This is a genomic window from Psychrobacter sp. DM4 (assembly GCF_051307035.1).
Lineage (GTDB): Bacteria > Pseudomonadota > Gammaproteobacteria > Pseudomonadales > Moraxellaceae > Psychrobacter.
On the sequence record NZ_CP195536.1, the window covers coordinates 2,669,591 to 2,690,794 of the forward strand.

Consider the following 21,204-nt stretch of genomic DNA (forward strand, 5'->3'; position numbering starts at 1 on the left):
CTACTCCTCGACTAACGCATTGATAAGGGTTTCCATTGCCATAAAGCGAGACCCTTTGAATAAAACGGTACAAGGCTGTGCTTGCTGCGCTTGTAAATAGGTTTGCAAATACTGTAATAGACTGTCTTTGTCATCGAATGCATGGGCGTTGATATCACTAACTTCTTTGGCACCTGCGACAGTATAACGGGCATATTCGCCAACGCAGAGTAGCACATCGATACCTGTTGTAGCGATAGTGCGTCCCAAGCTTTGATGCTCACTCACCGCAGCATCACCAAGCTCACCGATATCCCCTAATACCATAATTTGTGTCCCTGTCTGCGCGGCCAGCACTTTAGCACCAGCGCGCACCGAATGCGGATTGGCGTTATAAGTGTCATCAATTAGGCGGTGCTTGCCGAGCATTTGACTATTTAAGCGACCTTTAGCTGGACGCGAGTTTTCAAGACCTGTAACGATATCATCAATACTGATATCTAAGGCATAAGCGCAAGCGGCGGCAGCTAGAGCGTTTTTGACATTGTGCTCACCTGCCAGCGGTAGATTGATATCGCGTACGTGTGTGCCAACATGCAATTTAAACTCACTACGCTCAGGCTCGACATCGAGATGGCTGGCGCTGACATCGGTATTACCAAAGCCGATGACATTGGTCGTATGCGTTTCAGCGATGCGCCGTAGCTGATTGGTAAAGTCATCTTTGTCCGGCACAATAGCGAACTGAGTGTCGCTTAACGTATGATAAATCTCAGCTTTGGTCTGGCAAATGCCCTCGCGGCTACCAAACTCGCCCAAATGCGCAGTCCCGATATTCAATATACAAGCCACATCGGGACGGACGATTTCGGTCGTGTAAGCAATCTCACCGATATGATTGGCACCCAGCTCCATAATGGCATAGCGGTGATGATCAGATAACTCAAGGAGCATCATCGGCACGCCCAGATCGTTATTTAAATTGCCGCGCGTGATTAGCGTTGGCGCCAGCCTGCCAAAGATACTACCGAGCATCTCTTTACAAGTGGTCTTGCCACTAGAGCCTGTGATAGCTATCACCGTCAGATCAGTATGCTGCTGACGACGAAAAGCGGCTAATTGTCCTAGCGCTAAGCGTGTATCAGTGACGACCAATTGCGGAATACTCGTTGAGGTCGGATGCGATACAATAGCCGCGATAGCACCTTTGCTGGCTGCTAGGTTGATATAATCATGACCATCAAAGTTGTCCCCACTTAGCGCCAAAAAGATATCACCCGTCTTAATCGTGCGAGTATCTGTAGCGATACGATTGCTCGTCACTTGACTGGCTGTGGCTTGGACGCTTGAGCCTGAATGATCGGATACGCTTGCATCCTGTAGCTGCCAATGGCCATCGAGTGCTGTAGTCGCGGCAAGTAGATTGTCCGCTTGCCAGACGTAGAGTCCTTGCGACTGAAGGGTGTTATCGTTGTCCGCTGTCATAGGAGTTACCTTATAAAATGGCGACTATTTTAATATAAACTGTCTTAAAAATTTTGTGGTCATTAGGCTAAAGGTTAAGTACATAAATACTAGGTATGCACCTATCAGGCGCGACCGGATTCATTAAGCGCTTGCGCTAAGACCACACTGTCATCAAAGTCATGACGTACATGATTGATCTCTTGATACGTTTCATGGCCTTTACCTGCGATCACTACAATGTCATTGGGCTTGGCATGAGTCACCGCATAGTCAATCGCTTGCTGACGCACAGGTTCAATATGCGTGCGCTGATATTGCGCCTCTGTCATGCCCGTCTGCATGTCTTGCAATATTACATTGGGGTCTTCGGTGCGCGGATTATCTGCGGTCAATACCACCCTATCCGCCCCTGATAATCCAGCTTGCGCCATCAAAGGACGCTTACCAGCATCACGATCACCGCCGCAGCCAAATACCGCCCATAACTGCCCGTCGCAATGCGTTCTTAGACTACTGAGCACTTGACTCAAAGCATCGGGGGTGTGCGCATAATCAACGATGAAGCAACCCGCAGTCGATGGCACGCGTTGCATACGTCCGATAGCGCCTTGTAGTTCAGGCACAGCGCTCGCAATACGATGGATATCTACACCCAAAGCGACAACGGCAGCAATAGCGGCGAGTAAATTGGCGACATTAAAAAGTCCTAGTAAGGGGCTGACAATATTAATATCCCCAAACTCGCTATGCAAGGCGATCTCGACACCGTCAAGGCTAGGCTCAATGCGAGTTGCCATAAAAGTTGCTGACTTTTCAGGCTGCAAGCTATACGTCCATACAATAAGATCACTCGCTTTCGCTGTATCTATCATAATTTGCGCATGCTCATCATCGCTGTTGATAATGGCATGAGTCAGCGCTGGAAAGTGTACTTTGTCAAACAATCTTGCTTTTGCCTGCGCATACTCGCTCATATCAGCATGATAATCTAGATGATCGCGAGAGAGATTGGTATAGATAGCAACGCTCACAGGCATTCCTTGCAAACGCTGTTGATCGAGTCCATGTGAGCTGGCCTCAAGCGCGAGCAGGTCCGCTTGCTCTTGACCCATTTGATACAAAAACTGCTGTACCGCCAAAGCATCTCCTGTGGTATGACTGGCTTGCACCAATGCGCCCAAGCGTCCATTGCCTGCGGTACCCATCACAGCGCTACTCATCCCGACTATTTGAGTCAGTTGAGCGACCAACTGGCTAATTGTGGTCTTACCATTAGTACCCGTTACCGCAACTACTGTCGGTAAAGTGATAGGCTGCTGATACTGCAAGCGGCTTTGAATTAAATCACCCAAAAAATCACGGATGTTAGGGATATAAAGGATAGGACAAGGCAAAGCGGATAAAGATAGTGATGACGCGAGCGTATCTTGACCATCATTGAGTTGGATACGGCTATGCGGCGGAACATTAGCTTTGGTGAATAAAGCTTGAGGGTCAATCTCGGATAATATAAAGGCTGCATCTTGTGCGGCTTGCTCGGTATAGTAACGGCTGTTTTGGCAATTTGGCGTCTGGCTTTTTAGGAGTACAAACACATCTTTTGCTACCATTTGACGACTATCTAATCGAAATTGATTAAAGGGTATAGTAGCGACTGATATCTCTACTAGCATGTCTACTATGTACTTGCGGAGCGGTATACCCTTATCGTCGCTGTTATTTGTGCTGTCCATCAACTGCTGCAAAGTAACTAGGCTATGATTTGACTCAGTCATGGACAACTCCTAAAAGGGAAAATTAGAGACAATGTAAAGATCTACAGGTGTTGCTCTATTTTAAATTTTTTATGGTTCTGTAGTCTGCAAGGGCTTGTCTAATGGTACGTTATACAGACGTAGCGCCTCTTTCATCACATTGTGAAAGACAGGCGCGACGGTCAAGCCTGCATAGATCTGACCACGCGGATCTTCAACCAACATGACACCAACTAGCCTTGGATTAGATGCTGGTGCCATACCTGCAAAGACGTTACGGTACTGATCCGTATAGTAGCCGCCATCAGGATTGATTCGGCGTGAGGTTCCTGTTTTGCCAGCGACGCGGTAGCCATCGATCGCCGCAGCTTTTGCGGTACCACCAGGTTCAGTCACCGCCTCTAACATCTCAACAATCGCCATCGCTTGCTCATGTTCCATAATGCGTTTGCTGGGCAGTGGTTTATCACTCTTAGTCAAAGTCAGCGGATGCATGACGCCGCCTGCGGCTAGTGCAGAGTAGGCCTGCGCCACTTGCGCAAGCGTCACCTGTAGACCATAACCATAACTGACCGTTGCTCGTCTTGCGGTTTCTTTTTCTTTTGGCGTAACAACCAGACCACTGCCCTCACCAGGAAATTGTAAGGGCGTTTTTGCACCAAAACCAAACTGCCTTTGCATATTGGTAATAGCATCTGGCGGCAGTGACAGCGCAATCTTGGTAGAGGCAACGTTACTCGATTTCTGTAATAGCGTTGCCATGTTGATCATGCCCAAATTATTATGATCGCGAATAGTATAACCACGCACACGGATAGAGCCAGGATTGGTATCAATCAAAGAGTTGGCAGTGTATTTGCCAGAATCAAGAGCCGCTGCGACTGTGAACGGTTTCATAACAGAACCTGGCTCAAAAACATCAAGCACGGCGCGATTACGTTGGTTTTCACCTGTCATCTCGTTGAGATCGTTGGAGTTAAAGGACGGCCATGTCGAGAGCGCCAGTACCTCGCCTGTCTGCACATCAACGATCATCCCTGTCGACCAGCGCGCTTGTTGTAAACGCCCCGCTTTTTCAAGCTCCTTGTAGAGCAAATACTGTAAGCGCGAATCTATCGTCAGCGCCACATCTTTGCCTGCGATTTCAGGTTCGAGCTGCTTGATCTCTTTTAGACTGTTTTGTTTGGCATCTTTTAGAACCAATACTTTGCCATCATCACCAGCGAGCGCGGTCTCATACTGACGCTCGATACCCGCACGTCCCTCATAACCGCCCTCAGGGTCATCAGAGTTTTGACCCATGAATCCAAGCAGCTGAGAGTTCGGCTGCGGCTGCGGGTAATAACGCTGAAAGAAGTTCTTTTCGTATACAGCGGTAAAGTCTAGTGCGCTGACACTTTGCGCAATCTCAGGCGTCACCTTATTGAGTAGCGGTAGATAATGTGACCCTGCACCAGAAGGTAGCGCCGCTTTTACCGCGTCAGGGTCAGTGACGTCAACACTATCGTCGATAGCTGTCACTTTTTGCAATTCAGTGACCGGGATATTGGCAGCAGCGGCTAAAATGGTCAAATCCATGTCTTTAAGACGCTGCTCCATCCGCGCTCGTAATTGCGGACTACTTGGATTAGTCAAGATAATGCGTTTGATCTCATAGTATTCACGCGCATAATCGTGCGGACTAAAGGAGACAGTCGCAAGAGGCGCACTAACCGCAAGAGGCAGATTATTGCGATCGGTAATCATACCCCGATAAGACTTTTGTGTGCGAGTGCTGGTGATGAGCTCATTACCTTTATCTTGGTAGAACTGAGCATTGATGACTTGCACATAGTAGGCACGTGCTATCAGCAGTATCAAGACAACAAAAGCAATACCCCAAATCAGGCGAAAACGGTCTTTATCATCCTCAAATCCACCGCGAGTAGAAGCCCCTGAGGCTTTATTAAAGGCGATCTTTTTGCGGTTTTTGACACTGGTATAAGCGCCTTCGCTCTCGTTCTTTTTTAGACGACCGAATAATTTTGTTTTACGATTATTCGCCGCATTGCTTGATTTGGCAGTGCTGGCGCGGCGAAGGGGTTTGATGACTTTACCGCTGGCAGGTTTTTTGTTTTTGTTAGCTTTGGACTGAGGCTTTTTGGTGCTCATAGCGCCGCCTCCGAGATATCAGTACGGGCTTGCGGCGCGTCCTCTGTTGCTGTATCGGTAGCTTCAGTCGCTAAAGACTCTTGCTCATTTGTCGCAGTACTCGGTAGCACGGCTGCCACACCTGGCTGAATGATAAGCTTGTCTTTAAGTGTGGGCGAGTACATACCCAGCTCTGAGACCGCGCGACTGGCAATTTGCGGGGTGGCGCTAAAGGTTTGCTGCTCAATCAATAGGCGCTGATGTTCAATTTGCAATTTGCGCTCTTGTTTTTTCATGTCTTGCAAGGTTTTGTAGTCCTGATGATATTGCTGCACGTTTTCAGCGGTTTTGATACCGCTCCAAATGATCGCGCCTGCTAGCAGTAATAGTATGACCACATAGATACTGACGACATTAAAGCGTTTGGCAAAGAGTTCACCGACATCCATATTGGCGGTAGAGGTAGGGTGCTGCTTGCTCGATTTGTCAGAAGGTGCCATCACGCTCTCAAAGAATAGATACAAAATACAAGAAAAACTAATATAAAAACTGATATGAAACAAAAACAAGGCACAACTTAAAAGTGAAGCAGCTTAACAGAGAATGTTTACCGCTTTTTAACAGCTGCGTAGCCATTCATGCTATGCATCTGCTTCGCTGTTAGTCGTTATCCATGTTAACAGCCGCTACTTTTCATTGTCGTGGTAGATTGTATCGGTACGAGTCGCCATCCGTAGCCACGCACTACGCGCACGCGGGTTTTGGCTAGTTTCATCTTTGCTTGGGCCTACGCGTTTAGGCTTACTAAAGTACCGCGGACGCTTAGGCGGCATTGGTAGCTTCTCATCTTCTGGATACTGACCCTTACTATGACGCTGCAAGAACTGCTTGATACGGCGATCCTCTAACGAGTGAAAGCTAATGACAGCGAGCTGTCCGCCTGCCTTTAGAATAGCAATACTCTGTGCCAAAAAGCTATCAACGTCACCGAGCTCATTATTGATAAAGATACGCATTGCCTGAAAGCTTTGGGTCGCAGGATGCTTGCCCCGCTGCCAGTTCGGATGGGCCACTTTAATCACTTCTGCCAGCTCAAGCGTCGACTCATAACGATTCATTTGCTTGATGGCGCGAGCAATACGGCGACTATGACGCTCCTCACCAAACTCATAGAGCACATTGGCAAGCGTCTCATCATCGACTTTTTCGAGCCACTGACCTACCGACTGCCCACGACTGGTGTCCATACGCATATCGACCACGCCATCACGCATAAAGCTAAAGCCGCGGCTACCGTCATCAATCTGCGGGGAGGAGATACCCAAATCAGCCATGAGTCCATCAACTTGGGTAATATTCAGCGCTGCCAAACTAGTGGTCAAAGTGGCAAAACTCTCATGAATGACATGCACGCGGCTGTCTTTTGCTGCAAGCTCTTGTGCCACAGTAATGGCGGTTGGGTCTTTGTCAAAAACGATGAGCTTGGCATCATCAGACAGCTGGCTTAGTAGCAGACGGCTGTGACCACCGCGCCCAAAGGTTGCATCCACATAGATGCCGCTCGCTTGCACGCTACTTGTCTTTGGCAAGGACTTGACGCCCAGTACCGCAGCGACAGCCTCTGGTAACAACACCGCATCATGAATGAAACTTAACTCGTCCGTATCTAGCGTCCGTACTGCGCTTGATAGAACAGGTGCGGTATCCGGAGTGGAGTCGGACTTAGAATCTAATAGGGACACAAATCACTCAGTAAATGACGACCTACGCGCTTAGTAATAAAACAAACGCGGTCAGTAGTAGTAAAAAAAAGATAAAAATAAGCAAGTTATCATACCGCTTGCGTTATTATCGCAAGGATACACGGTGAGTCAAGCGCTAGAGCGGCTTTTCATTAAAAATATCGAAACGCTCTGCTATACTAGCGCTATATTTTACGCTATTTCTAGAGTTGATGGCCTACTCTTTAATTGCCTATTTTTTAATCAACAATAATACCCTGAGACCCTTATGACCCAAACTACCAGTCCCGCTAGATCCAATCGCCCTGTCCGTACTCGTATTGCGCCCTCACCTACTGGATTTCCCCATGTCGGTACCGCTTATATTGCGCTATTTAACTTAGCCTTTGCCAAAGCTCATGGCGGTGAGTTTATCCTGCGTATCGAAGATACCGATCAGGCGCGCTCAACTGAATCCTCTGAGCAGATGATTTTGGATGCGCTACGTTGGGTTGGACTTGATTGGAGCGAGGGCCCTGATGTTGGCGGGCCACATGCACCCTATCGTCAAAGCGAGCGCGCTGATATCTACAAAGAACACGCGCAAATACTACTAGATTTGGATCATGCCTTCCGCTGCTTTTGCACCGCTGAGGAGCTTGATGCGATGCGTTCAGCACAAATGGCCAATGGCGAATCGCCTCGTTACGATGGTCGCTATGCTAATTTGACGCGCGCAGAATCGGACCAGATGGCAAGCGATGGCAAGCCGTTTGTGATTCGTATGCGTGTGCCCTCTGACGGCGTATGTCAAGTTGAAGATATGCTGCGCGGTACGGTTGAGATACCATGGGAGCAAGTGGATATGCAGGTTTTGCTCAAGACCGATGGTCTGCCAACGTACCATCTCGCCAACGTCGTCGATGATCATTTGATGGAGATCAGCCACGTTATGCGCGGTGAAGAATGGCTCAACTCTGCGCCCAAGCATCAATTATTATACGAGTACTTCGGCTGGGAGATGCCAGTGCTTTGTCACATGCCGCTACTGCGTAACCCTGACAAATCTAAACTCTCTAAACGCAAAAACCCCACCTCTATTACCTACTACCGCGACGCAGGCGTATTGCCCGAAGCGCTACTTAACTATCTAGGCCGTATGGGCTACTCAATGCCGAACGACGAAGAAAAATTCACCCTTGATGAGATGATCACCAGCTTCGATATACAGCGAGTGTCTTTGGGCGGACCTATCTTTGATATCGAAAAGCTCAATTGGCTTAACAGTGAATGGCTACGCGCTCTCACGTCTGAGGAGCTAAAAAACAAAATACTCGACTGGGCGAATAATAGCGACAAGCTCACCGCCATGGCAGCCGCTATTCAGCCAAGAATTGAGCTACTTTCTGACGCGATCAACTGGGGCGGATTTTACTTTCAAAACTTGCCTGAGATTACCGCCAAAGATTTTACGCATAAAACGCTCACGGCTGAGCAGATCATGGAGATCCTACAACTGACCCTTTGGCAATTAGAGGCGTTGCCTAAATGGTCTGAAGACAATATCTATGCTATCGTCAAAGGCATGTCAGCGGCGCTTGATATCAAGATGCGCGACTTTATTGCGCCGTTCTTTATCGCTATTGCAGGTAGCTCATCATCCACGCCCGTTATGAACTCCATGTGGATCATCGGGGCGGATATGACAATGACTCGCTTGCGTCACGCTATTGACGTGCTTGGCGGTTTGGGTAAGAAAAAGCTGAAAAAGCTTGAGAAGACGGCAGCAGCGTTGCCGGATTTGCTCGCGCGTGAAGAGAATGGCTAAACAGTGAAATCTATTGAATACTAAGTACTTATAAATATAGAAGGCAGGTTTTATAAAAGTAGGACTTGCTATTTTTCAGTTTATTTTTCCAAAAGAAATATAAATTATTGTAATATACAACTTTAGTTTGATATTAAAAATCTATTTGGAGACTGAAACCTTGAAATCTATGAAAATATTTGCACCATTGTTTTTAGCTTGCTTTTTGATAACACAAAGTCATTCAACTCAAATAGAAAGCTATATGTCTTGGGATGAGCTTTTGAATGGTAGTGCATTAATTGAGTATAAGAGTGATTATGATGATGAAGTTAAGTATTTTGAAGCCGAAATAAATCACTCTAGAACAGGAAATCAAAGAATCTACTTTTCTGACCACTCTTCCTTAGGAAATAGTACTTGCAGCTATGAAAGTAATATCCCTAAAAATAGTACTATTATATTCAATGGACAAGCTGTAAAAATGTTGCAGTGGTGCAAAAAGTATAATGATACAGGTAACTTCTATTTGAGTATGACTCCCGAAACAGATCGTGGACATAGTTATGTTGTCAATCTTTTTAAAATAGCTACTTCGCCTATTGAGATTCAATTTAATAGTGAAAAAACATATTTTCCAGTAATGGGTTTTACCAAAGCTTGGAATAGTGCTGGTGGAAATGCTATTTAGCGTCTTACTAGAGTACATAGGGAAGTCGAATACAGTATGAACAGAGCATACTCTACAATCTTTAGTCGTATTTATCACGATTCCCAAAATTACCTATTGACAACAACCTAGCTATTCCCTAAAATACGCTCACTCTTAGCGAGGGGCTATAGCTCAGTTGGTAGAGCACTTGCATGGCATGCAAGGGGTCAACGGTTCGACTCCGTTTAGCTCCACCATATTTTTATCGTTAGATTCTTTTATCTTAGATAAAACAGTTAAGAGGCAGTATCAGCACCTAGGCAAGACTTTTTATATTACTTATAACAAGTACTCTGATATTGTGATTGACCGTTGCTACGATGTTTAATAGCATCAAATGTAACACTCTATGCGTCCCCATCGTCTAGAGGCCTAGGACACCGCCCTTTCACGGCGGTAACGGGGGTTCGAATCCCCCTGGGGACGCCACTATTTGGCGTCATTTGCTAGCCCTTTTGCCTAGCATGAGATAAGACTAGTAAGCGCGATAAAAAAGCCCAGTCATAATAAATGTGACTGGGCTTTTTTGTATCTATCGATTCTATCTCTAATGATGTAATCGTCTCAATTAGTTACGTAAAAGTCCATTTATTTTAAAAAATAGTTATCGCTTTCAATAGCTTATCTTGATATCTTTACACAATCTTACATACCTCCTTTTTAGTGACATAGGTTAACACTTGTACACAAGATGCTTGTGATTCACTACCTAATAGTGTTACTAATATTAGTCGCTTTTGGCTAAGCTTGCCGTATATTCACTACCTAATTACTGGTATAAGTACTTAATTTATGTATTTGAGGATAGTGAATACCTCAACCTTATACTGATTGATATGCATTACTTAAAAGGAATGGTTATGACCCCTACTTATTCATCTCAGCGTCGCCCATCATGGCGCGGTGTATTAGCCGGTCTCGTTATGGGACTGATTGTCGTCATGGCGATGATTGCTCTTGCGCTGGTACTAAGCTCTTTTCTCCCTTTTGATTTGAAAGGTACGAGTATTGCAGGCGGCATATATGCTGCAGTAACTGCTTTAGTCAGCGCGTTTATCGCAGGTTACTTTGCGATTAAATTTTCGGCACCAGAAGCTATATTTGGTGACGGCACTGATGTTGATCCAAAAGACGCCAGCCTAACGGGTATGTTGACTGCCGCGTTAATCATACTATTCACAACCTTCTTTACCTTGAGTAGCGCGACTGGCATTCTAGCGTCAGCAGGTAATGCTATTGGTGGTACAGTCAGCACTGTAGCCAAGACAGCAGGCGGCGTGGCCGCAGCAGGAACATCAGCAGTAGGTACGGCAGCTGTTGCCGCGCCAGATAGCACCATTGAGCAGCTCCAACAACGTGCGCAGCAAGCGTATCAAACGGTCTCTGGTAACATCAGCAAAGAAGACTTGAACGCCTTAGTAGCTAACAATACTCAAAACTTGAATGAAGAGCAAATCGCTGCAACCACCAATGTCGTTGAGCAAATGATTAATGAGACTCAAGGTGACGTAGCTGATATGGACTTCACGAGTATCGATACTTGGCGTAACATTGATGACTATGCCAAACAGCGTATGGCATCAATTGAGCAGACATTGAAAAGTGATGATCTGATTACTCGCCTGCAAGCTGAAGGCCTGACTGAAGCACAAGCGCTTGAAGTACGCAATGAAGTCACGCAATCATTCAATGAGTATAAGATGAAAACTGAGCAGTATATCGCTCAAGCACAGCAGACTGTCGATCAGAACTTGCAACAAGCTGAAGATGTGGCTCGTAAAGCGGCATTGTACAGTGGCCTATTCTGGTTAATCAGCGCGCTATTGACCTTTGTCGCGGCTATCGCTGGCGCAAAAAGTGCTGCAACTAAGCATCGCTTAGATCGTCCAATCGTCACTTATGGTGACAATGTTCGTTAATTACTTGCCTTAAAAGTCAATCAATAAAAAAGCCTAGTCTTAATGATTAGGCTTTTTTTATGCTCGGTTTTTATCAGGATGTATTATCAACTAAATAATTAATGAGAACCTGTAAAGCTTTTCAAAGATAAATTCAGTGATAAATACGTCCCTACTAATATGACGACTGAGCCAATGATAGCCGCGGTATCTAAAGCTTCGCCCAACAGTATATAACCAAAAATAATCGCAAATATCGGAATGACTAAGGTAATACTAGTAGCACGCATAGGGCCGATGCTCTTGATCAGCTCATTGATAAAAATGAACGCAATGGCGGTTGAAAACACACCAATACAGACGACAGACACCCATGCTTTTAGACTAATACTCTGACCATAGGGGAACTCATAAATAGCGACGGGTAGCATGACAATGCTTGCAATGAGCATAGCGCCAATAGTGATAGCGATAGGCGAGGTATCTTGCAAATAGTTCTTAGTGACATTCGCACCAATGGCATAGCCCACGCAGCCGAGCAAAGCATAACCCATCGGTATCAAGCTTGCACCTAAATCTGAGGCTGCGCCGCCAAACAAGCTCTCGCTCATTAATATTACAACGCCTATGATACCTATCACCAGACCCAACGTTTGCTTCTTTGAGAGCTTATCATTAAAAAAGGTGCTCGCAATAAAACCACTCATCATCGGTACCGAAGCATTAAGTACCGCAAGTACCCCCGCGTTCACTGATTGCGCCGCATATGAGAACAGCACAAAAGGGATCGACGTAGACACCAAGCCCACGACAGTAAGTAGTTTCCAATGTTTGCCAACTGCTCTTATATGGCTTGGGTTAAAAGCCAAAAACGCCAGCATTGTAATGCCTGCAAATATCACGCGCAAGCTTGCAAATGACATTGAGCCAAACTCTGGCACGCCTACCCTATAAAATATAAAGGATAGCGACCACATAAAAGACAAGCTAATAAAAATAATAAGGTCGCGTCTGCTCATAGTTGGCTCAATTTAGCGGTTATTGATATAGAGGTTTGGACAAGTTATTTCGTAGTTATAAAAGCATGCTGATGATAACTTTTTAAGCGTCAAAGCGGTGGTTTATTTATGGGTTATTAGTCTTCTTTGTGAAGACTATGCTTGTTGTCATTTTTAATGTTGGGACTAACCTTTGCTGTAACTGGTTTTGTTTGGTGCTTGTGTTTGGCGTTATTGGCTGCACAATTTAGTCAAAAGCTGCGAGAGAATCCAGCGATTAAATCTATTTTGAATAGAGTCAGTGGTTTGGTATTTATTGGCTTGGGAGTTAAATTACTTACTTAGAAAGGGCGAGACAGATAATAGCGAAAAGTAGGATAGGTTTCCTAAGGCACAGTGCTACCCTAAAATTAACTTCCATAAAAAAGCCCAGCCATAAAAACTGAGCTTTTCTCGTTCTAACTCTAATCAATCATTAAGCAGCGTCTTTATTCTCAGCCGCCAATTGACGTAGCACATAGTGCAACACGCCGCCATGACGCACGTATTCGCGCTCTTTTGGCGTTTGTAGACCGACGTTAACCTCAAAGGTTTCTGCTGATCCATCAGCACGCGTAGCGGTGACTTTAGCGGTTTTGCTTTCACCATTATCGAGACCACTAATGCTGATCACTTCTGAACCATCGAGCTTGTAAGTCTCAGCGTTTTCACCTTCTTTAAAGGTCAATGGCAACACGCCCATGCCTACTAGGTTTGAGCGGTGAATACGCTCAAACGAGCTGGTCAGTACCGCTTTTACGCCGAGCAAAATAGTACCTTTAGCTGCCCAATCACGGCTAGAGCCAGAACCATACTCCGCGCCGCCAAGGACGACGAGCGGACGCTTGTCTTCTTTATACTGCATCGCGGCATCATAAACGGCCATTTCTTCACCGTCTTGTAGCGTGGCGCTGTCGCCTTTGAAGTAATAGGTATAGCCGCCTTCGCGACCACCCATCATCGTGTTCTTGATACGGATATTAGCAAAAGTACCACGAGTCATGACCGCATCATTACCACGGCGTGAGCCATAGCTGTTGAAGTCGGCTTGCATGACGCCGCGCTCTTGCAAGTATTTGCCTGCTGGCGAGTCTGGGTCGATATTACCCGCTGGTGAAATATGATCGGTCGTGATTGAATCACCGAACAGACCTAAGATGCGTGCGCCTTCGATATCACGGATACCGTCTGGTTCCATGGTCATACCATCAAAGAACGGTGGGTTTTTGATATATGTCGAGCCTTCATCCCATGGATACAGCTGGCTATCGGCTGAGCTAATGGCGTTCCAAGCAGCACTACCGTCAAACACTTCGCCATAGTTTTTGCGGAACATTTCAGCATCGATATTGTTGGCAATCAGCTCATTGATCTCGTCAGATGTTGGCCAGATGTCTTTTAGGAACACATCATTGCCATCTTGGTCTTGACCTAGCGGATGCGTAGTCATATCGATATCGACCGTACCAGCGAGTGCATAAGCGACGACCAATGGCGGTGACGCCAAGTAGCTTGCTTTCACATGCGAGTGAATACGACCTTCAAAGTTACGGTTACCAGACAGTACAGCCGCAGCGACCAAGTCATTTTCTTCAATACCTTTTTCGATAGATTCGAGCAGCGGGCCTGAGTTACCAATACAAGTCGTACAACCATAACCGACTAAGTAAAAGCCTGTTTTTTCCAGCTCATCCATCAGTTTGGTTTTTTCTAGGTAATCAGTGACGACTTTAGAACCAGGTGCCAATGAGGTTTTTACCCAAGGCTTGGCTTTAAGTCCTTTTGCTGCTGCTTTTTTCGCTACCAACCCAGCACCAATCATCACCGCAGGGTTTGAGGTGTTGGTACAGGAGGTAATCGCTGCGATAACGACTGAGCCATCGCGCAACTTGTGGTCTGTCTCATCAATCTTAACAGTAGAGAAAACCCCATTGGCAGGCTGATAGCCATCATTTTGATTATTATTGACCTTTGGCTTTGCGGCCAAGGTCTCGGCTTGCTCTTGCTCACCGCCTTCTTGGTCAAAGCGTACTTTACCCTCGACTTCCGATTTGCGATCTTTGGTCATTTTTTCTAAGGTTTCGCCAAATTTTTCATGCATATCAGATAAGTTGATACGCTGTTGTGGCAAGTTAGGACCAGCAAGCGCAGGCTGTACCGATGATAAATCTAAATGCAAGTTGCTTGAATAGGTCGCTGCTGGGGTGTCGGCATCGTGCCACATGCCTTGTGCTTTGGCATATTTTTCAACCAGCTCGATTTGCTCTTCGTCGCGGCCTGATAGACGCAGATAATCAATCGCCATTTGGTCAATTGGGAAAATACCACAAGTTGCGCCATATTCTGGTGACATATTGGCAATCGTCGCACGATCGGCGAGCGGCATACTGTGTAGGCCTTTACCATAAAACTCGACGAATTTACCGACTACGCCATGAGCACGTAGCATTTCAACCACACGCAATACTAAATCCGTGGCGGTGACGCCTTCGGTTAATTTACCCGTCATCTCAAAACCAACGACTTGTGGAATCAGCATTGATGATGGCTGACCAAGCATGGCAGCTTCTGCTTCAATACCGCCCACGCCCCAACCAAGCACGCCAATACCATTAATCATCGTAGTATGGCTGTCAGTACCAAACACCGTATCAGGATAAGCGGTTAATTCTCCATCTACGTCAGCAGCCATCACCACACGTGCTAAATACTCAAGGTTGACCTGATGGACGATACCGGTCGCTGGCGGTACGACAACGAAGTTTTCAAAGGCGTTACGACCCCAATGCAAGAACTCATAGCGCTCATTATTACGCTTAAATTCGATCTTTTCGTTCAAATCTAGCGCATCTTCGCGACCATAAGCATCCACTTGTACGGAGTGATCGACGACCAATTCACTAGGGATAAACGGGTTAATTTGCTCGGCTTTACCGCCCAGCTCAACCACGGCATCACGCATGGCTGCCAAATCGACGACCGATGGCACACCAGTGAAATCCTGCAAAACGACGCGAGCAGGCATAAAGGCGATTTCTTTTGAAGCTTCAGCACCTGCATCCCAATTGGCAACCGCTTCGATGTGGTTCTTACCGACAGATTGACCGTCGTCTTCGTTACGCAGTAGGTTTTCTAATACGACTTTCATGCAATATGGCAGCTTACTAATATTGCTATAAGTTTTGGTCAGCTCAGGCAGACTGTAGTAGGCATGTTCCTTGCCATCGACTGATAGGGTGTCTTTTACGTCAAAGATATCACTCATGAGTTGCTTCCTTCTTTTGGTTATAGGTGGCTACAAATTATCATTATTATGAGTCGTTTAAATTTTAGCTATCAGCTTAAAAGCTTAACATTTATAAATAAAAGCTTAACAAAAACGATAACAGAACTATAAACCGTTAACAGTAATATCCTTTTACCATAACAAATAAGCTTACAGATGTTAATGACTGAGCGTAGGCAAATGGTGGCAGAATCGTAACTAAAGAGTGATACAAAGCAAAAGTTAGTAGGCTAATACCAAGACAAAATTTATTTCTGACGCAAGCGACCGCTACGAAAGACATAGCTATCATTATAAAAACAAGGATCGCTGTTTTCAGCCCAAAATCGTGGCACGCCTAGTATCGGTAGCGGTGATAAATAACGTGGTGAGACGGCTTCATTTGATAATAACTCATGCATATAACGGGCAAGCTTGTCATCGAGTAACGTCATACGCTCAGACATCGATAATACAAAAAAATCTTGGCTTACTTGGATGATGACACTGTGCGCACATAAAGGCTTGCGCGGCGTAATCAACTGCTCAAGTAGCGCATGACCAAAAATATAAACCGCCGCTTGCGCATCGGCGTTAGGCTGCGTTGGATCGTCCCAATGGTGTCGCGTCTCAATCAAACTACCTTGCCAATCGAAACAGGTCAAGGCGTCGCCAATACTAGGGTTTGAGGTGACTAGCACTGCTCCGTTTTCATCAAATACCGTGATAGTATCGCGAACCCGCCCTCGAGTCGCACCAGTATTATGCTCCTGTGTATCGGTTGCAAGCTTTAGCATATGATAATAATTAAGCACGGCTTTGGTCTTAGGAAAAGTGAGCCAAATGCTACCGTTAAATAAATCATGTAGATTATTGCGCGTTGGAATACGACCTGTCGTACCGATAAAGTGCTCGTACCCTACGCCTTCTGGTAGCGCGTTTTGTGAGACAAATTTGAGCGCGTGAGTATCGTTATACGCCGCAGGTTTGATGGTCGGTTGAGGCATTTTTGAATCGTTACTTTGCTTCTTTATAGCTGAGTTTAAGATGTCAGCGATGATGTCCAAATGCTCTGTACGGTCAAGAGTAGCGCCCTTATCTGTCGCACTTAGTTGCGTTATCGTTTGGCTGATACCGCTTAGTTGACTCAAATGACATAACCATGGCGCGTGCCAGTCAATTTTAGCGAAGCGACTATCGAGTGATTTTTTGGGTGTTGTTGCGGTGTTCGAATGAACATCAAGGATCAGATCAGTAGGCATCATAGCAATTATCTCTAGCAGGCATCTGGCTTGTCTATGGTATCATAAAGCGCTTTTTTAGCAGGCGCAGTCTCATTTAACATCAGTGACCAGTAGCATTTATGACGAGTATTTATGGCGAATTTTAACACTCATTTAAACGGCGCGTTTGCCGTTAGTGGACTTGTAGCACTGACAATTTATAAAGCGGGATTAATCGATGACTCTGGGTTTTTGTTATGCGTGGCGCTTGGCACCATAGGGGGTCTGTTACCTGATCTGGACTCTGATAACTCAACTCCGATCAAGCTTGGCTTTAATCTAATGTCATTTGTGTTTGCCTTTGGTCTTGTGATGCATTGGCGTGATGAGCTAAGTTTGCTCGCCCTTGTAGGGCTGTGGCTTGCAGGTTATGGGTTTATGCGTTACGTGGTTTTTAGTATTTTTACGCGTATGACGGTACATCGCGGTGTCATTCATTCCGTACCTTATATGGCAGTGTTGGGTCTGGGGCTAGTAAGCTTAAGTTACTACGTACTCGGCAATGCTTTGACAGCTAGTTGGTTCTTTGGACTGTTTTTGTTTGGCGGGGCGATGGTGCACTTAGCGTTAGATGAACTCTACAGCGTCAATCTAATGGGCATGACAATGAAGCGCTCATCGGGTACAGCGATGAAGTTTTATGCGCACAAAGATAAATGGTGGTACGTGCTGCTCTATGTCCTGATTGCTCTACTGATATATTTTGCGCCGCCCTTTACCGAGTTTTGGCAACAGCTACGCGATCCTGAACCTTGGACGCAGCTTAGAGTCGGTATGTTGCCTGCGGTGCTAGAAGACTTTTTGCGTTATAACAGATGAAAAATCATAAGAGTAAATTATGCCACCATGTCCCTGCCAAGTTTCACCAAAATTAGATTTTTTGACGAAGCCTGTAGCCTACAGTGACTGCTGTCAGCCTTATCATGATAGTCTGCTCAATGACGATACGGCGACGATACAAGCTGAGACGGCTGAGCGTTTGATGCGGTCGCGTTATAGCGCCTTTGTCATGTTAAAACCTGATTATATCGTCAAGACTACCCTGCCTGCGCAGCAGGACTTTCTTGATATAAATGCGATTGAGTCTTGGGCACGCGCGACCAATTGGGCAGGATTAGAAATCTTAGAGCACACAGCCAAGCTGGGTAAGCGCCATGCGCAAGTTGAGTTTGAGGCGTACTTTAACAGCTCTGAGAATAAGGATGATGGCTTAAAAGCGCATCATGAGCGCTCTACTTTTTTGAAGGTTAAAAGCAGAGCAGATAACAGTGAGCGCTGGTACTTTTTGGATCCCACGGTTGAGATAAATATCAGTCAAAAACAGCCGTGTATTTGCGGATCAGGTGAGAAGTTTAAGCGCTGTTGTGGACTATACGTCTAAACACTCGCCCCAACCGCCCGCGCAATCGCAATGCCTTCGTCGATCGTCAAAAACTTACGCTGGCTTGGGCTGTTCTTATAGACGACGTCACCGTTTTGGAATATTAGGCATTCATTGACCGCTATCTGTTGCCATTTCTCATTTTTGGTCAGTGGCACGGTGACTAAGATCGTCGTCTTGTCCGTATCATCAGTCACATCACCGAAGTTGATGGATATCTCATCATCAGCGAGTTCTGCCTCGCCAAACGGCGCTTGGCGTGTGAGATAAAACAGTAAGCTACCCGCGTATGCCAGTTGCCACTCACCATTCGATATAAGGCAATTAAATAGGCCGTTGGCTGATAGATAACGGCACTGAGTGGTCAAAAAGTTAAATAGTGTGTCGTTATCAGGACGCGATTTGAAGCTGCTCTTTAGGCGATTGATAAGATAGCAAAACGCCATTTCAGAGTCAGTATTACCCACAGGCTGACAGTGCGAGGCGTTGCCATTATCCTGCAAGCGTTGGCAGCGTTTGACAAAATCGCTACTCATCTGACCATTATGTGCGAATACCCACTGCTCGCCCCAAACCTCACGGACGAACGGATGGGTGTTCGCCAGACAATTTTGCCCTTGCGTCGCTTTGCGAATGTGCGCGATGACATTCATCGCTTTGATGGGATAGTTATTGACCAAGTCAGCAACGGGCGATAGATGGCTTGGACGATTGTCATGGAACAAGCGTAGGCCTGTTGAAGCATTGGTAGTACCACTTAGCGCACATTCACCACGCTCAAAGAACGCAATACCAAAACCATCTTCATGACTATCAGTCATACCGCCGCGGCGACGAAAGCCTGCAAAGCTAAAGCCGATATCGGTTGGGGTATTACAGTTCATTCCTAAAAGTTGACACATTTATCTGCTTCCGCCTCGATAGTCTTCAATACTTGGTTGCTTCCTAAAATTGCATAATTACTTATCTTTTGCTACTGAGTCTATCCGCGTATCAGGCACAATCCCTAGCTCTGCGTCGCTCATCTGCTCAAGAAGTGCCTCCCCATCCGTTGCCGTACTTACACCGCTTAAGATACGCTGAGATTGCGCTAAATCCGTGTCTTGTACCCACAGCACAACGCCTGAGTTCATTCCTGGGATAGCGCTCAACGCTTGCAACGAGACGGTAATGCCATTATTACGCAGTAAGTTGGCATTCAATTCGCCTTGCATATTGGTATCAAAACGAGCCAGCTTATGCCAATTATCGACTTGATCAGTCATGGAGTCATCCTTAGTTGCCGCGTTAAGTACGTTAGGTTTAGCCGTCAAACTCTTGTATGCTGGGCGAGTAATCAACGAAAAGTTGATAGCCAAAATATTTTTGACCCTTTTTGCAACCAAAGTTTTGATAACCAATAGTGTCACTTAAAAAACGCCTTTCGTAGAGCCATCAAAAGAGGGGTCATTATCTTAGTGTATCGTTTTTAGAGAGCGATAAGTAAGTTATTCATAAACCACAAAACCTGAAGACCAGTTGATTTGACCGAGTGGATATTCGTCGATATGAAAACCATTCGGATATTCATCAAACCCTGGCTGCGTCTTAAGTTGCACGATTACGGCCTGTGCTTGAGACTCACTGGCAAACACACCAATGAGTTTAAAGTCGGCGATCTCTTTTTCCATATCGTCATCCGTATAGCGCGTATGTTCGAGGACAAATACCGTAGCCTGATCTTTTTCGACGTGCGAGTAGTGATAAGCGGCCAAGCGCTTCATAAGATCAGGGTTTTTGACCATAATGTTATCGCCACTGCGCCCTTCGGTACGGTTGTAATGAATGACGTTTAGACGTAATAACCAAAAGATAACCGCCGCTTTTGCCAGCAGGACTGGTAGTGCGCGGTTCTCGTCACTATCAAGCACGCGTTTGGACTCGTAACCTTGTAAGAACGCGGTCATCTTTTGACGATCAAAATCAACGGACTCGCCTTGTTCGGCATCGCCCCATGTGGTACAAAAGTCATTAATCGTGATAGCGATGTCCATCACATAATGATCGACGCTCACTTCGGTGAAATCTAATAAGCCGGTGAGTGTCTCGTTACCTTTAGTCAAGTCCCACAAAGTGTTGTCCGCGAACATATCGAGATGGCATAAACCTTTGGGCAATTTATCCAGTGGCAACTCACTATAAGAACGCCAAATATCACTCATCAATTTGGCTTCATCACTTGGCATAAATTGTATTTCGCGGTCACGTACCTCTGGCCATGGATATAGTGCGACGCCATAATCTTCGCTAGGTTGCAGTTCTTGCAAAGTCTCATGCAACATCGCTAGCGCCGCGCCTATCTCATAGCACATCGCTGTAGTCGTTTGCTTAGGGTGCGCGCCTGACAGGCACGGCACAACGGTGATGGCTTTGTCTTCGTAATGAATGACGTAGCGTTTATCATTGTCTTTATAATCAGTACTGTTGTCGTCACTAATAGCTGCTTGCGATGAGTCATTCTCGATAATAGGCAGGGGCGCGGCAACAGGCAAAGTGCCGTCCAATTGACCCAAAATCACCGCCATTTTTTCGATATCGGCGGGCGGGCGCTCCTCAAATAAGGTAAATACATAGGAGTACTGACCCTCAACATCGCTTGTGGTCTGAATAAACCAGTTCGAGTTTTTGATACCTTGAGTAATCGGAATGGCGCGAGCAAACGACACCCCAAAACTTGAGCAAAAGGCGGCAAATTGATCATCAGTCAACTGGGTATAAACAGACATAAGCT

17 protein-coding genes and 2 tRNA genes are annotated in these 21,204 nt (G+C 46.0%); 8 read left to right on the forward strand and 11 right to left on the reverse strand.

The annotated features are described in order from the left end of the window. From ACR64G_RS11455 to rsmH, 5 genes are all read right to left on the reverse strand, one after another. Complete coding sequence (locus tag ACR64G_RS11455; RefSeq protein ID WP_435979411.1) at nucleotides 1-1,464, reverse strand: UDP-N-acetylmuramoyl-tripeptide--D-alanyl-D-alanine ligase; 1,464 nt, start codon at nucleotides 1,462-1,464, stop codon at nucleotides 1-3. A gap of 104 nt (nucleotides 1,465-1,568) precedes the next feature. Next, complete coding sequence (locus ACR64G_RS11460; protein ID WP_435979412.1) at nucleotides 1,569-3,221, reverse strand: UDP-N-acetylmuramoyl-L-alanyl-D-glutamate--2,6-diaminopimelate ligase; 1,653 nt, start codon at nucleotides 3,219-3,221, stop codon at nucleotides 1,569-1,571. Nucleotides 3,222-3,290: 69 nt separating this feature from the next. Next, nucleotides 3,291-5,351: a peptidoglycan D,D-transpeptidase FtsI family protein gene (locus ACR64G_RS11465; protein ID WP_435979413.1), complete on the reverse strand. Its 2,061-nt coding sequence runs from the start codon at nucleotides 5,349-5,351 to the stop codon at nucleotides 3,291-3,293. Next, on the reverse strand, nucleotides 5,348-5,830 hold the full coding sequence (ftsL, locus tag ACR64G_RS11470; protein ID WP_435979414.1) for a cell division protein FtsL: 483 nt from the start codon (nucleotides 5,828-5,830) through the stop codon (nucleotides 5,348-5,350). Before ftsL ends, ACR64G_RS11465 begins: the two co-directional genes overlap by 4 nt. Before the next feature lie 186 nt (nucleotides 5,831-6,016). After that, nucleotides 6,017-6,976, reverse strand: coding sequence for a 16S rRNA (cytosine(1402)-N(4))-methyltransferase RsmH (gene rsmH, locus ACR64G_RS11475; protein WP_435980718.1), 960 nt, complete (start codon nucleotides 6,974-6,976; stop codon nucleotides 6,017-6,019). Between the two features lie 364 nt (nucleotides 6,977-7,340). Here rsmH and gltX point away from each other — a divergent pair, with 364 nt between their 5' ends. The 5 genes from gltX (at nucleotide 7,341) to ACR64G_RS11500 (ending at nucleotide 11,489) form a co-directional block, all read left to right on the forward strand. Beyond that, the gene (gene gltX / locus ACR64G_RS11480; protein WP_435979415.1) at nucleotides 7,341-8,879 is read left to right on the forward strand and encodes a glutamate--tRNA ligase; all 1,539 of its coding nucleotides are present in this window, start codon (nucleotides 7,341-7,343) and stop codon (nucleotides 8,877-8,879) included. 160 nt (nucleotides 8,880-9,039) lie between these two features. After that, on the forward strand, nucleotides 9,040-9,549 hold the full coding sequence (locus ACR64G_RS11485; protein ID WP_435979416.1) for a hypothetical protein: 510 nt from the start codon (nucleotides 9,040-9,042) through the stop codon (nucleotides 9,547-9,549). A gap of 142 nt (nucleotides 9,550-9,691) precedes the next feature. After that, a tRNA-Ala gene (locus tag ACR64G_RS11490) sits at nucleotides 9,692-9,767 on the forward strand. 156 nt (nucleotides 9,768-9,923) lie between these two features. Next, nucleotides 9,924-9,999: transfer RNA gene (locus ACR64G_RS11495), tRNA-Glu, on the forward strand. A gap of 431 nt (nucleotides 10,000-10,430) precedes the next feature. Next, complete coding sequence (locus ACR64G_RS11500) at nucleotides 10,431-11,489, forward strand: hypothetical protein (RefSeq protein ID WP_435979417.1); 1,059 nt, start codon at nucleotides 10,431-10,433, stop codon at nucleotides 11,487-11,489. Between the two features lie 98 nt (nucleotides 11,490-11,587). Here ACR64G_RS11500 and ACR64G_RS11505 read toward each other — a convergent pair whose 3' ends face one another. Beyond that, on the reverse strand, nucleotides 11,588-12,487 hold the full coding sequence (locus ACR64G_RS11505) for a DMT family transporter (RefSeq protein WP_435979418.1): 900 nt from the start codon (nucleotides 12,485-12,487) through the stop codon (nucleotides 11,588-11,590). 156 nt (nucleotides 12,488-12,643) lie between these two features. On the opposite strand from ACR64G_RS11505, the gene ACR64G_RS11510 reads away from it, so the two are divergent. Then, entirely contained in the window at nucleotides 12,644-12,811 is a 168-nt protein-coding gene (locus ACR64G_RS11510; protein WP_435980719.1) for a LysE family transporter, read from the forward strand. A 130-nt stretch (nucleotides 12,812-12,941) separates the two neighbouring features. On the opposite strand, the gene acnA is transcribed toward ACR64G_RS11510, so the two are convergent. Both acnA and ACR64G_RS11520 read right to left on the reverse strand, forming a co-directional pair. Next, on the reverse strand, nucleotides 12,942-15,770 hold the full coding sequence (acnA, locus tag ACR64G_RS11515) for an aconitate hydratase AcnA (RefSeq protein ID WP_435979419.1): 2,829 nt from the start codon (nucleotides 15,768-15,770) through the stop codon (nucleotides 12,942-12,944). Nucleotides 15,771-16,039: 269 nt separating this feature from the next. Then, nucleotides 16,040-17,035, reverse strand: a complete 996-nt coding sequence (locus ACR64G_RS11520; protein ID WP_435979420.1) for a DUF3025 domain-containing protein — start codon at nucleotides 17,033-17,035, stop codon at nucleotides 16,040-16,042. A 111-nt stretch (nucleotides 17,036-17,146) separates the two neighbouring features. Here ACR64G_RS11520 and ACR64G_RS11525 point away from each other — a divergent pair, with 111 nt between their 5' ends. Further along, nucleotides 17,147-17,872, forward strand: coding sequence for a metal-dependent hydrolase (locus ACR64G_RS11525; RefSeq protein ID WP_435979421.1), 726 nt, complete (start codon nucleotides 17,147-17,149; stop codon nucleotides 17,870-17,872). Nucleotides 17,873-17,891: 19 nt separating this feature from the next. Further along, entirely contained in the window at nucleotides 17,892-18,434 is a 543-nt protein-coding gene (locus ACR64G_RS11530; RefSeq protein ID WP_435979422.1) for a YchJ family protein, read from the forward strand. Here ACR64G_RS11530 and ACR64G_RS11535 read toward each other — a convergent pair. The 3 genes from ACR64G_RS11535 to ACR64G_RS11545 form a co-directional block, all read right to left on the reverse strand. Beyond that, nucleotides 18,431-19,336, reverse strand: coding sequence for a class II glutamine amidotransferase (locus ACR64G_RS11535; RefSeq protein WP_435979423.1), 906 nt, complete (start codon nucleotides 19,334-19,336; stop codon nucleotides 18,431-18,433). The two genes, ACR64G_RS11530 and ACR64G_RS11535, sit on opposite strands and share 4 nt — an antisense overlap. Nucleotides 19,337-19,393: 57 nt before the next feature. Continuing rightward, nucleotides 19,394-19,843: a hypothetical protein gene (locus tag ACR64G_RS11540; protein ID WP_435979424.1), complete on the reverse strand. Its 450-nt coding sequence runs from the start codon at nucleotides 19,841-19,843 to the stop codon at nucleotides 19,394-19,396. A 78-nt stretch (nucleotides 19,844-19,921) separates the two neighbouring features. Next, the gene (locus tag ACR64G_RS11545; RefSeq protein WP_435979425.1) at nucleotides 19,922-21,199 is read right to left on the reverse strand and encodes a homoserine kinase; all 1,278 of its coding nucleotides are present in this window, start codon (nucleotides 21,197-21,199) and stop codon (nucleotides 19,922-19,924) included. Nucleotides 21,200-21,204: the final 5 nt, after the last annotated feature.